Origin of the sequence: Flavobacterium tegetincola DSM 22377, assembly GCF_000425485.1 — a bacterium.
GTDB classification, from domain to species: domain Bacteria; phylum Bacteroidota; class Bacteroidia; order Flavobacteriales; family Flavobacteriaceae; genus Flavobacterium; species Flavobacterium tegetincola.
Genome location: NZ_AUDN01000007.1, coordinates 49,278 through 61,797 on the forward strand (window position 1 = coordinate 49,278; position 12,520 = coordinate 61,797).

11 protein-coding genes are annotated in these 12,520 nt (G+C 34.4%); 4 read left to right on the forward strand and 7 right to left on the reverse strand.

Annotated features, from left to right (window positions below):
- Positions 1-65: 65 nt before the first annotated feature.
- The 5 genes from H602_RS0100260 to nhaC form a co-directional block, all read right to left on the reverse strand.
- Positions 66-323, reverse strand: coding sequence for a DUF6952 family protein (locus H602_RS0100260; RefSeq protein ID WP_026976211.1), 258 nt, complete (start codon positions 321-323; stop codon positions 66-68).
- 6 nt (positions 324-329) lie between these two features.
- Positions 330-644 (reverse strand): thioredoxin family protein, encoded by a 315-nt coding sequence (locus tag H602_RS0100265; RefSeq protein ID WP_026976212.1) that lies wholly within the window; start codon positions 642-644, stop codon positions 330-332.
- Positions 645-730: 86 nt separating this feature from the next.
- A complete protein-coding gene (locus H602_RS0100270; protein WP_026976213.1) occupies positions 731-1,369 on the reverse strand; it encodes a peroxiredoxin in 639 nt (212 codons plus the stop codon).
- A 194-nt stretch (positions 1,370-1,563) separates the two neighbouring features.
- Entirely contained in the window at positions 1,564-3,747 is a 2,184-nt protein-coding gene (gene katG / locus H602_RS0100275; RefSeq protein ID WP_026976214.1) for a catalase/peroxidase HPI, read from the reverse strand.
- 151 nt (positions 3,748-3,898) lie between these two features.
- Positions 3,899-5,383: a Na+/H+ antiporter NhaC gene (nhaC, locus tag H602_RS0100280; protein WP_026976215.1), complete on the reverse strand. Its 1,485-nt coding sequence runs from the start codon at positions 5,381-5,383 to the stop codon at positions 3,899-3,901.
- Positions 5,384-5,563: 180 nt separating this feature from the next.
- Here nhaC and H602_RS0100285 point away from each other — a divergent pair, with 180 nt between their 5' ends.
- Entirely contained in the window at positions 5,564-7,129 is a 1,566-nt protein-coding gene (locus H602_RS0100285; protein ID WP_026976216.1) for a L,D-transpeptidase family protein, read from the forward strand.
- Between the two features lie 72 nt (positions 7,130-7,201).
- Here the strand turns inward: H602_RS0100285 and H602_RS0100290 are convergent, their stop codons facing one another.
- Positions 7,202-8,404, reverse strand: a complete 1,203-nt coding sequence (locus H602_RS0100290; protein ID WP_026976217.1) for an aminotransferase class I/II-fold pyridoxal phosphate-dependent enzyme — start codon at positions 8,402-8,404, stop codon at positions 7,202-7,204.
- Between the two features lie 161 nt (positions 8,405-8,565).
- Between H602_RS0100290 and H602_RS0100295 the strand changes: the two genes are divergently transcribed.
- A complete protein-coding gene (locus H602_RS0100295; protein ID WP_026976218.1) occupies positions 8,566-9,024 on the forward strand; it encodes an Lrp/AsnC family transcriptional regulator in 459 nt (152 codons plus the stop codon).
- A gap of 78 nt (positions 9,025-9,102) precedes the next feature.
- Positions 9,103-10,506: a dihydrolipoyl dehydrogenase gene (gene lpdA, locus H602_RS0100300; RefSeq protein WP_026976219.1), complete on the forward strand. Its 1,404-nt coding sequence runs from the start codon at positions 9,103-9,105 to the stop codon at positions 10,504-10,506.
- A gap of 70 nt (positions 10,507-10,576) precedes the next feature.
- Here lpdA and H602_RS0100305 read toward each other — a convergent pair whose 3' ends face one another.
- Positions 10,577-11,479, reverse strand: coding sequence for a DUF4349 domain-containing protein (locus H602_RS0100305; protein ID WP_026976220.1), 903 nt, complete (start codon positions 11,477-11,479; stop codon positions 10,577-10,579).
- A 497-nt stretch (positions 11,480-11,976) separates the two neighbouring features.
- Here H602_RS0100305 and H602_RS0100310 point away from each other — a divergent pair, with 497 nt between their 5' ends.
- Positions 11,977-12,444: a hypothetical protein gene (locus tag H602_RS0100310; RefSeq protein WP_026976221.1), complete on the forward strand. Its 468-nt coding sequence runs from the start codon at positions 11,977-11,979 to the stop codon at positions 12,442-12,444.
- The last annotated feature ends 76 nt before the right edge of the window (positions 12,445-12,520 follow it).

Consider the following 12,520-nt stretch of genomic DNA (forward strand, 5'->3'; position numbering starts at 1 on the left):
TTTTAAACAAAAAAAACAGCACCATTTCTAGTACTGTTTTCAATAATATAAAGGGAAATCTTCGTCTATTTATCGATAGAACCTAAAACACGTTTCATAAAAGTGTTAAGTGCCTCCTTTTTATCGGTGCCGTTTTTAATCATTTTATGTACTTCTAAAGCACCGTACATATTAGAAATCAACTCGCCAAGTACGTCCAACTCTTCATCTTTTAACGACGAAACTTCAGTCAAACTTTCTAAAACCTCAATGGTTTCCACCAAGTAATCTTGGTCGTTTTCTTCAATAAACTGCGTTAAATGCTTAATTACAGGTAGTTTCATAATAAATTAGTTTGAGGAAATTTCACTTACCAATTCAGCTAAAACTTCCGCTTTATTCGTTTGCGTTTCGTTTACTAATTTACCGTTCACAAAAGTAGCAAAAGTAGGAAGGTTAGAAACATTGGCTAACTTTCTAGACTCTGGAGAGTTCTCAGCATCAACAAGTACAAAAGTTAGGTTTTCATTTTCAGTGGCCATCTTCTTGAACTTTGGTTTCATGATTCTGCAATTCCCGCACCATGATGCCGAAAATTGTACTACAACTTTATCGTTTTTAGTGATTAAATCAGCTAAAGTATCTTCGTTTAATTCAATTAACATATCTGTTTTTGTTTTAAAAGTCAATTGCAATACCAATGTCAGTTTCTATAATTGATTTTTGATATTGCAATTGATTTTGTTAAGTATTAGTGTGAAGCTAAGTAAGAAGCAGTACTGTTTCTGTCAGCACTCATAGCGTCTTTTCCTTCTTCCCAGTTTGCAGGACAAACTTCACCTTTTGTTTGCACGTGTGTGTAAGCATCTACTAAACGTAAATATTCGCTTACGTTTCTACCTAATGGCATATCGTTTACACTTTCGTGGAAAATTTTTCCTGTTTCATCTACTAAATAAGTAGCTCTGTAAGTTACATTAGAACCTTCAACCATTACTGAATCAGTTTCTTCATCATAAGAAGTAGATTCAATATCAAGAATTCCTAAAATGTTTGACAAGTTACGGTTCGTATCTGCAAGAATCGGGTAAGTTACACCTTCAATTCCTCCGTTGTCTTTTGCAGTATTCAACCATGCAAAATGCACTTCGTTAGTATCGCAAGAAGCACCAATAACCATTGTGTTTCTTTTTTCAAATTCTGGTAAAGCTGCTTGAAAAGCGTGTAATTCTGTTGGACAAACAAAAGTAAAATCTTTTGGGTACCAGAACAATAATACTTTTTTATTGTTGTTTACAGCCTCATCAAAAATGTTGATTTTCATGTTGTCTCCCATTTCAGAGATAGCGTCTACTGCAATATTTGGAAACTTTTTACCTACTAATGACATAAATATAGATTTTAATTGTTATTGTTTTACTTGTACAAAGATACCAACTATATCCTTTTTTGATAATCAATTATAATTATATCTTTCTATATAGTCATAGTTTTGTGCTATTAGTATGTTTCTGGATTTTTAGCAAAAAAAAGTGCACCAAGTTAATGATGCACTTCTTTTAAAATCAAAATAATAATGTTGACCTAGATGTCGAAACGGTCTAAGTTCATCATTTTAGTCCACACTTTGATAAAGTCGGTTACAAATTTCTCTTTGTTATCATCTTGTGCATACAATTCCGCATAACCTCTCAAAATAGCATTGGAACCAAAAACCAAATCCGCTCTTGTAGCAGTATATTTTGCAACTCCTGTTTTTCGATCTACAATGTCGTACAGATTTGCACCAACGGAGTTCCAACGGTTGTTCATATCTGTTAAATTCACGAAGAAATCATTAGTAAGAACACCTACATTCTCAGTGAAAACCCCATGTTTCGTTCCCTCAAAGTTAGTTCCAAGAACACGCATTCCACCAAGTAAAACAGTCATTTCAGGAATTGTTAATCCTAAAAGTTGTGCTTTGTCAAGCATTAATTCTTCCGGTTTCTGCGTATATTCTTGCTTCATGAAATTTCTGAAAGCATCATTTGAAGGTTCTAAATCGTTAAATGATTCTTCATCTGTTATTTCTGCTGTAGCATCTCCACGACCTGAATGGAATGGAACTGTTACATCAAATCCTGCTTTTTGGGCGGCTTGTTCAACAGCTGCAGTTCCACCTAGAACAATTAAGTCGGCCATGCTAACCTTCTTACTTAATCCCGATTGAATTTCAGTTAAAACAGAAACTACTTTTTGAAGACGTTGGGGCTCATTTGCGATCCAATCTTTTTGTGGAGCCAATAAAATTCGTGCTCCATTTGCACCACCTCTAAAGTCAGAACCTCTAAAAGTTCGTGCACTGTCCCATGCCGTATTGATTAGTTCAGCACTCGATAGACCGCTGTTTAATAATTTTCCTTTCAATTCTGAAATTTCAGAATCCGATAAAGTGTAGTCAACTGTTGGAATTGGATCTTGCCAAATTAAATATTCAGCAGGAACATCAGCTCCTAAATAACGTTCTTTCGGACCTAAATCTCTGTGTGTTAATTTAAACCAGGCTCTTGCAAATACATCTTCGAAATAAGCTGGATCTTTGCGGAAACGTTCTGAAATTTCTCTATATATAGGATCCATTTTCATGGCCATATCGGCATCGGTCATGATGGGATTGTTTCTTTTTGTAGGGTCAAAGGCATCAATTGGCTTGTCTTCTTCAGCGATATTAATTGGTTCCCATTGCCAAGCACCTGCAGGACTTTTTGCCAGTTGCCAATCGTATTTGAAAAGCAATTCGAAATATTCATTGTCCCAACGTGTCGGGTTGGTAGTCCAAGCTCCTTCAATACCACTGGTTACCGTGTCAGCACCATTTCCCTCGTTTTTTGGATTCATCCAACCAAAACCTTGTGTTTCAAAATCACTAGCTTCCGGTTCAACGCCAAGAGTAGAAGCATCCCCGTTCCCGTGAGCTTTTCCTACTGTATGTCCACCTGCTGTTAATGCTACTGTTTCCTCATCATTCATCGCCATACGTTTGAACGTATCTCGAACGTCAATGGCAGTTTTCAAAGGGTCTGGTTTTCCGTCAACTCCTTCTGGATTCACATAAATCAATCCCATCATTACAGACGCTAGAGGCAATTCTAAATCTCTTTCGCCAGAATATCTTGTTCCTTCACTACCAGAAACGGCCAACCATTCTTTTTCTTGACCCCAGTAAATGTCTTTTTCTGGATGCCAAACGTCTAATCGTCCACCTGCAAAACCAAAAGTCTTAAGACCCATAGATTCGTAAGCCATGTTTCCAGCCAAAATCATTAAATCGGCCCATGAAATTTTGTTACCGTATTTCTTTTTGATTGGGAATAATAACCGTCGTGCTTTATCTAAATTTCCGTTGTCAGGCCAACTACTCAATGGAGCAAACCGTTGACTTCCTGAACTTGCTCCACCACGTCCGTCGTAGGTTCTGTAAGTTCCAGCAGAGTGCCAAGCCATACGAATCATCAAACCACCATAATGTCCCCAATCCGCAGGCCACCAAATTTGACTGTCAGTCATTAAGTTTTTCAAATCTGTTTTAATAGCTTCTAAATCTAGTTTTTTAAATTCTTCGGCATAATTAAAATCAGGACCCATCGGGTTTGTTTTTGAATCGTGTTGACTCAATATATCTAAATCAAGTGCTTTTGGCCACCAATCTTGATTCGTTACTTTAGTTATCGGAGTACTTTGCTTTGAGCTAAAAGGGCATTTTCCGCTGTCTGTTGAATGTTCCATATTTTATGTTTTAAATTGTAATTCTTTTATAATTACAAATTTAGCTAAATTAAAGATCATTATGATTGTTTTTAATTATATGATTTTATAAAGCTATAGTTTTTCGCTATAACTTGTTTTTCTTATTTGTCATTCCGTAATGAACAGCATATTATAGCGTAGTAGAATTGGATGTCAATTGCTTAATTTTTATATTAAAGGCGGCATAGAGTAACGTCATAAATGGACTTATAATATTGAAAAAAGCGTAAGGCAAATAACTAAAGGTGGAAACACCTAAAACTCCAGAGTGATAAGCGCCACATGTATTCCATGGAATTAAAACAGAAGTTACCGTTCCAGAATCTTCTAATGTTCGACTTAAGTTTTCAGGAGCGAGGCCTTTATCTTTATAGGCTTTGGCAAACATTTTACCGGGAACTACAATGGCTAAATATTGATCAGAAGCCGTTAAATTTAATGCTAAACAGCTGACAACTGTACTTGCGAAAAGTCCGAATACGGTATGAAACATTTTCAATAATGAATCTGTTATGCGTGCTAAAGCGCCTATGGCTTCCATAATTCCACCAAAAACCATCGCACACAGAATGAGCCAAACTGTCCCGAGCATTCCTTGCATTCCTTTTGCTGTAAACAAATCATTCAAAATTGCATTGTTGGTGGCAATGGAAGTGTCAACGGTAATAGCATTCATTACGCCTTTATATCCATTAACAAAATTAAGATGTGTTCCTCCGCCTATTTTAGCTACTAAATCTGGTTGAAAAAACAGCGCGAAAATTCCGCCTAAAATTATTCCAGCCAGAAGTGCAATTAATGGTTCGGTCTTTTTCACAATTAAGAAAATTACAATAATAGGAACTACAAAAAGCCAGGGTGTTACGTAGAACGTTTCCTTAATTGCTGCTAGCGTAGATCCGTCATCCGTTATTGCAGTAGTATCTTGCATCAATCCTAAAATGATAAATAGTATTAATGTGATTGTCATTGTGGGAATTGTTGTTAAGGTCATGTATCGAATGTGGGTAAACAAATCCGTTCCTGCCATTGCTGGAGCTAAATTGGTAGTATCCGAAAGTGGTGATAGTTTATCTCCAAAATAAGCACCGGATATTACCGCTCCAGCTACCATTCCGAGCGGCATTCCCATAGTGGAACCAATGCCAATTAAAGCAATTCCCACTGTGGCAGAAGTAGTCCAAGAGCTTCCAGTGGCAATAGATATTATGGAACAAATTATCAAACATGCAGGAAGAAAAATGGAAGGATGCAAAATTTCTAGTCCGTAATAAATCATGGTTGGAATAATACCACTTAACAACCAAGTACCTGATAAGGCACCAACCATTAATAATATTAAAATGGCACCTGCGGTAGATTTAATATTCGTTGACACCTCCTCAATCATACTTTCGTAAGTGACTTTGTTCCTAAAACCAACTATTGCCGCTACGGCAGCACCAATTATTAATGCGAATTGATTTGGTCCAGATGTAGCATCACTTTCGTATAAATATACATTATAGGATAAGATTGCAATTAAAACTATAATTGGGATAAGTGCTTCCCAAAGCGATAGGTTTTTATTGATCTTGACGGCTTCATCGGAAAGAGGAGGAGTATTTTGATTCATAAAAAAGGTTAATTGAGGTTGCAATATAATGAAAAAAGAAGAAAATTGTATAATACACAATTCAAATAAGTTGCCGAAAATTGTACTACAAAATTTTAGTAATTGTCAATCGTTGTTTTGAAGCAAATTTCACTATCAAGTGAAAATAATAAACGGATGAATTACGAAATAAACCAAACTATGAAAAATATTAAAAACAGAGTCCTTGTCGGGCTTTTTAGCTTATTTATCATCGCTTCTTCGTGTAAACACAAGACGGATGGAGTTATAACACCCGAAGATCGAATTGCCTTTGATAGTGCAAAATTAGAGGTATTCTTCCAAAAGCATCCCGATTTTAAGATTTATGAGAGTGGTATTAGTGAATTGTACAATAAGGAAGATTTCCATTACGTTTGGTACGACAAAGATGGTAGAGTGGATTTTGCCGAAGTGCTGTACGGAAAAGTGAATGGAATTAAGGAGGAAGGTGTAGTAGTAACAATGCCCTACAAAACGGAAGTTGATGCACTTTTTTCATCAAAAAGTGGCGATAAGTCAACTTTAGAAAATGATTTATTGGTCAGTGCGATGTATTTCTATTATACCAATAATGTTTTGGCAGGCGTTGATGCTAAAACCAGTAAAAAAACCGGTTGGTTTTTGCCTAGAGCAAACGTTTCGTACGTGGATTATTTGGCAGAAGTTATTAAAGATCCAGAGAAATTAGATAAGGATGAAGCGGAAAATTTCAGTCAATATTATTTATTGAAAAAAGGTCTGAAACGTTATCAAGATGTTCAATCAAAAGGAGGTTGGGGCAAAATCGATTTCCCTTCTAATGTAAAAGCACTAAAGGAAGGCGATTCTGCAAAGGCGATTGCGCAAATTCGTTATCGTTTATTTATGTCCGGTGATTTGGCTAAAGATAGTAAAAGTACCATGTTTGATGGCGAGCTAAAAGAAGGTTTGGCAAAATATGAAACGCGTCACAATCGTAAAGTTGATCATATAATAACTCCAAGTTTAGCGAAGGAAATGAGTATTTCCGTTGAAGACCGTATTAAAACCATTATTGTAAACATGGAACGTTGTAGATGGATTGATCCTGAAATCATGAATTCGCCTGAACTAGTTGCTGTAAATATTCCTTCCTATAAATTGAATTATTTAAAAGACGGAAAAAGTGTGCTGGAATCGAATGTAGTTGTTGGAAAAGAACTCAACAAAACCGTAGTTTTCAGTGGAATGATGAGTTATATTGTGTTTTCTCCGTACTGGAATATTCCAAGAAGTATCATCGAGAAAGAAATCAAACCCGGCATAGAAAAGAATTCAAACTATCTTGAAGAAAAAAACATGGAATGGAATGATGGAAACGTCCGTCAGAAACCTGGTAAAGCGAATTCATTGGGATTGGTAAAGTTTATGTTTCCAAATTCAAATAATATTTACTTACACGATACGCCTTCGAAAAGTTTATTCAACAGAGAAAGCCGTGCATTCAGCCATGGATGTGTTCGAGTAGAAAAAGCGAGAGATTTGGCAGTTGCCATAATGGATGAACAGAATAAAATGAGTCCTTCAGCCATTGACGAAGCAATGAATTCCGGAACTGAAAAAAGTGTTTCTTTGAAACGTAAAATCCCAGTATATATTTCTTATTTCACCGCTTGGGCTGATAAAAATGGAAATGTAAATTTTTACGAAGACATTTACAATAGAGATAATCGATTGGCACAACTGCTTTATACAACTAAAAAATAAAAATCTACATTGCGTGAAAAAGCCGTTTGAAAATCAATTCAAACGGCTTTTTTTATGTTTAAAGTGTTTCAATTATATCACTTTCAACTCTTTCATGCAATCGTGCATCATTTCAAATGTACGTTTGATGTCGTTATCTAATCCAATAGAGAAACGAATAAGTCCGTCTGTCAAGCCCATTTCAGCTTGTTCTTCTGGCGAAATTTCACTAGACGTTGAAGAACCTGGAGCACTGAAAAGTGTTTTGTAAAAACCTAAACTCACTGCTAAATAACCTAAGTTTTTCTTCTGCATCAATTCCATCAAAGCGTTTGCTTTTTCTAAACTTCCTGCATCAATAGTCATCATTCCTCCAAAACCGTATTCTGGATTAATCATTCCTTTGTATAATTCATGAGAAGGGTGACTTTTCAATCCAGGGTAAACAGTTTTTAAACCTAGTCCTTCAAATTTCTCTGCTAAATACTGTGCATTAAAACTGTGTTGTTTGATACGCAAATGCAAAGTTCTCAAGTTTTTCATCACACTTGCCGAACGCATACTGTCCATTGTTGGCCCTAACAGCATACTTGCTCCAGAATTTACGTTTTTCAAGTCATTGATAAATTCTTGTGAAGCACAAACTACACCACCTACTGTATCACTACTTCCGTTGATGTATTTTGTCAAACTGTGAATCACGATATCAGCTCCAAATTGAGTTGGCGTAACTGATAAAGGTGAAAAAGTATTGTCTACAATTAATTTAAGATTGTGTTTTTTAGCAATTTTAGATAAACCATCTAAATCAGCTACTTCTAATAACGGATTCGAAACTGTTTCACAGTATAAAACTTTCGTTTCAGGTGTTATTGCTGCTTCAACAGTATCCAATTTTGTAATATCCACAAACGTAGTTTTCACTCCAAAACGGGGAGCCAAATTTTTCAGAAAAGCATACGTTCCTCCGTAAATCGTTCTACTAGAAACAATATGGTCGCCATTTCCACAAAGTTGTAATAGAGTAGGAGTAATCGCACCCATTCCTGAAGCGGCAACATTAGCGGTTTCTGTTCCTTCCATTGCTGCAAGAGCACGGTCTAAATATAAATTACTTGGTGATGAATGACGTGAATATAAATAACAACCTTCTGCATTTCCTTCAAAAGTATCAAACATGGTTTTCGCTGAAAGAAAGGTATAAGTTGAAGAATCTGAAATAGATGGGTTTACACCACCAAACTCTCCAAAATATTGTAAATCTTGGATGTTATCTGCAGGATTGAAATTACTCATAATTGTTTTTGTTTTAAATTATGTTTCAAAAAAACACAAAACGATACTTATTTCCAATGGAAAGAGTGATATTTAGTTTATATATCTACAATTATAGATTATGATAGATATTTAGACAAGACAATGGATTTATTTGCTATTTTTACTGAAAATTATTTATTATGACATTTGATGCAATTGACACCAAACTTTTAAAATATTTGCAAACGGATGCTAAACAAACTACTAAACAACTTTCGACAAAATTAAATCTATCGGTTACTGCTGTTTATGAACGTATTAAAAAGTTGGAACGGGAAGGAGTGATTGAAAAGCATGTTGTTTTATTGAATAGAAATAAGATTCAAAAATCATTTGTAGTGTTTTGTCATTTAAAATTAATGCAACATACTAAAGAATTCATTGCCGACTTTGAAAAAGATGTGGTCAAGCTGAATGAAGTATTGGAATGTTTTCACGTAAGTGGCGATTATGATTATATCTTGAAAATTTGCGTTGCAAATATGGAAGAGTACCGCGAATTTATGGTGACAAAATTGACTACTTTGCAACATATAGGAAGCACACATTCTACCTTTATGATTGGTGAAGTAAAAAACACAACGGTTTATACGCTTTAAGTGAGTTGAAACACCTCTTAAATAAAAAAACTTCCGTAAATTTGTTGGGAAAAATTTAAACACACAAAAAAATATATCATGAGTTCATTTGACGTAGTCATTATTGGTTCAGGTCCTGGAGGTTATGTTGCAGCGATTCGTTGTGCACAATTGGGAATGAAAACTGCAATTATTGAAAAATATTCTTCACTTGGAGGAACTTGTTTAAATGTAGGATGTATTCCTTCTAAAGCAATGTTGGCTTCTTCACACCATTATGCTGAAATGAAACATTTTGCAGATCATGGAATTGAAGTGACTGGCGAAGTTAAAGTGAATCTTCAAAAAATGATCGATAGAAAACAAGCCGTTGTAGACCAAACAAGCGGTGGAGTTAAATATTTAATGGACAAAAACAAAGTGACCGTTTTTGAAGGAACAGGTTCTTTTGAAGATGCAACACATGTTAAGATTGATAAAAATGATGGTTCTTCAGAAGTTATTGAAGGAAAAAACATCATCATTGCTACAGGTTCTAAACCGGCAAATTTACCTTTCATTACTTTAGATAAAGAAAGAGTAATGACTTCTACGGAAGCGTTAAAATTACCAGAAGTTCCTAGACACCTTATCGTTATTGGTGGTGGAGTTATCGGTATTGAATTAGGTCAAGTCTATTTACGTTTGGGAGCTCAAGTTTCTGTTGTAGAATATTTAGACCGAATTATTCCAGGAATGGACAGTTCATTATCAAAAGAATTGACAAAAGTATTAAAGAAACAAGGAATGAAATTCTATGTTTCTCACAAGGTACAATCTGTTGAAAGAGACGGAGATGTTGTTACTGTGAAAGCTGAAAATGCTAAAGGAGAAACAATTTCTTTAGAAGGTGATTATGCTTTAGTTTCTGTGGGAAGAAAACCATTTACAAATGGTTTGAATGCAGATAAAGCAGGCGTGAAAATAACAGACAGAGGAATGGTAGAAGTAAACGACCATTTACAAACCAATGTTTCAAATATTTATGCAATTGGTGATGTTGTTCGTGGAGCGATGTTGGCTCATAAAGCAGAAGAAGAAGGTACAATGGTTGCTGAAATAATTGCAGGTCAAAAACCACATATTGATTACAATTTGATTCCAGGTGTAGTATATACATGGCCTGAAGTTGCCGCTGTTGGAAAAACAGAAGAGCAATTGAAAGAGGCTGGAGTAGATTACAAAGCTGGAAGTTTTCCTTTCAAAGCATTAGGAAGAGCGAGAGCTGGAGGAGATTTAGACGGATTTGTGAAAATCCTTGCTGATAAAAAAACAGATGAGGTTTTAGGTGTTCACATGATTGGTGCTCGTTGTGCAGATTTAATTGCAGAAGCGGTTGTAGCAATGGAATTCAAAGCTTCAGCGGAAGATATTTCTAGAATGAGTCATGCACATCCAACATTTGCAGAAGCAATTAAAGAAGCAGCTTTAGCAGCTACAGATAATAGAGCGTTACACGTTTAGTCGAGTATAGTTTAATAATTTAAATCCCAAATTCCAGTTTTATAATTGGAATTTGGGGTTTTTTATTTACTTATTCTTTTTTACTTTTCAATTTTTTGTAGCCAAAATAACCTAGAAATCCGAAAAGTAACAGCGGCCAGATTAAAACAATAAATGAAATTATATTCTCAAGCATAAACCAACCGGTTTTTAAACTATCTAAAAGTTGTAAACCGATATTAGGTCTGTAGGAATTTATGCTTTTTTCATTTGCAACCATTTCTTGATTAGTACTTTCATCTTGATAAATATTTAAAGTAATTGTACTAAAATTGACTTGGTCATTTAGTGAAAGATTTTGAATTTTAGAAGCATCTTTTTGCTCCTTTTTGTTATCCAATTTTTCTTCTGCATCGGTCAGGTCATTCAACTTTTTACCTTTAGAATCAATTGCATTTTCCAAACGTTTCTCTGAAGAAGTACTTCTTTTTTGCATCATTTCATTTGATAACATTTGCAATGAAACATCGTCAGCTTTTATAACTCTATGATTTAGGAAGTGAATTTGTTTTGCAATGGTTTTAAGAACGGTGTCTAAACTAGTATTTGGAACTCGAATTGTGATGTTATTTTCTACTATATATTTAGTAGTTATTAAAGTACTGTCTGGACTGATTTTAGTCCTTTCTTCATTTGAAATAGTGCTTTCTAAGTCGGTAAAAGTGACAAAACCTCCAAATTTAGTGGTAGCGTCTTCAATTGCGTATGTAGATTTCGCGACGTTTTTTACGCTAAATTTTACGTCTGCAGTTCGTATAAATTTTCTAGTACTATTAGTATTCACGGCGGCTGCGGATGAAGAGATAAGTGCTGAATTTTCGGATTTATCGTCCATCACTTCAGTTGTGGATTCTTCTGTCTCTGAATTTTGTTTGCAACTAAAAAAAATTGTAGCAAATAGCGCTAAAAATAGAAATTTTAAGGAATGTCTCATAGTTAATAGTTTTTTAATTAAATTTGGTTAATATTATGATTTGGATTTCTATTGGTCTGATAATTAATGTTTACGAAAAGGTTTTTTTATCTGTTTTGAACAATGGATAATCATGCCAAATTTAGATTTTGAGGTAAATTTGTCCAATATTTGATTGAGTGCTTTAATCTTTTTTAATGTATTGTAATAGAGAACTCGATGATTTTGAAATAGAATTTTAATTGTAAATGGATTACTGTAAACCATAATGATGATTTCACAAACTAAAAGGGTCACTTCACAATGATTAACATTTGAATTGAATATTGATTTGTAATTTAGACAAATCAAAAATTATATGTAGAGGAGTTAGCAATTATAGAAATTAAGATAAGTCATTTGCCGTATGGATTGACTTTCGTTTACTATTTACATTTGATTATAGTGCGGAAAGTTGACTAATGAAGAAAATTAATCGATAATTTGAAATCTAAAATAGTTCTTAAAATGTAGAAAATATGATTAAACTATTATACACAGGAAAAAATCATAAAGTTGAAAATACCGTCAAAAAGGCAAATGAGATTTTGCAAAATGCAGCCTTTTACGATAAGATTGCTTCATTACCTCAAATGTCAAATACAGATATGAGTTCAAGGGCGATTGCTGCAATTCTTAAGGAAAATAATCAAGAAATTTGTGTTCAAAGTTTTTGGAATCCATTTAGTAAATCTACAAAAGTAGTAGAACCGTGTTCATTTAAAGTAAATACGTACAATTTTTGTGGAACTACTTCTTTTGCTGTAAACACAATTATCAATGACACTTTGCTGTCACTTGCCTTAAAATGTGACGCCTTACATTTTGAACCCACAGTTATAAATGAAGAAGATTATGAAAATGTTTTTCCTTGCCGCATTGCCGCAGTAGCTGAAATCTTGACACGGAAGAATAAAATGTCTCGTTTAAAGCTAGAATACAAGTAGATTGTTACAGTGTAGTTTTACAATGTATTATTGGAAAAAAGTAATAATTTTGAATTAAAATATAGTATTTTTGAAC

Bases quoted from the DNA above. Each gene is read 5' to 3' on its own strand.
- nhaC (WP_026976215.1), bottom strand. From the start codon at position 5,383: ATGAATCAAAATACTCCTCCTCTTTCCGATGAAGCCGTCAAGATCAAT.
- H602_RS0100265 (WP_026976212.1), bottom strand. From the start codon at position 644: ATGTTAATTGAATTAAACGAAGATACTTTAGCTGATTTAATCACTAAA.
- lpdA (WP_026976219.1), top strand. From the start codon at position 9,103: ATGAGTTCATTTGACGTAGTCATTATTGGTTCAGGTCCTGGAGGTTAT.
- H602_RS0100290 (WP_026976217.1), bottom strand. From the start codon at position 8,404: ATGAGTAATTTCAATCCTGCAGATAACATCCAAGATTTACAATATTTT.
- H602_RS0100295 (WP_026976218.1), top strand. From the start codon at position 8,566: ATGACATTTGATGCAATTGACACCAAACTTTTAAAATATTTGCAAACG.
- H602_RS0100260 (WP_026976211.1), bottom strand. From the start codon at position 323: ATGAAACTACCTGTAATTAAGCATTTAACGCAGTTTATTGAAGAAAAC.
- H602_RS0100310 (WP_026976221.1), top strand. From the start codon at position 11,977: ATGATTAAACTATTATACACAGGAAAAAATCATAAAGTTGAAAATACC.
- H602_RS0100305 (WP_026976220.1), bottom strand. From the start codon at position 11,479: ATGAGACATTCCTTAAAATTTCTATTTTTAGCGCTATTTGCTACAATT.
- katG (WP_026976214.1), bottom strand. From the start codon at position 3,747: ATGGAACATTCAACAGACAGCGGAAAATGCCCTTTTAGCTCAAAGCAA.
- H602_RS0100270 (WP_026976213.1), bottom strand. From the start codon at position 1,369: ATGTCATTAGTAGGTAAAAAGTTTCCAAATATTGCAGTAGACGCTATC.
- H602_RS0100285 (WP_026976216.1), top strand. From the start codon at position 5,564: ATGAAAAATATTAAAAACAGAGTCCTTGTCGGGCTTTTTAGCTTATTT.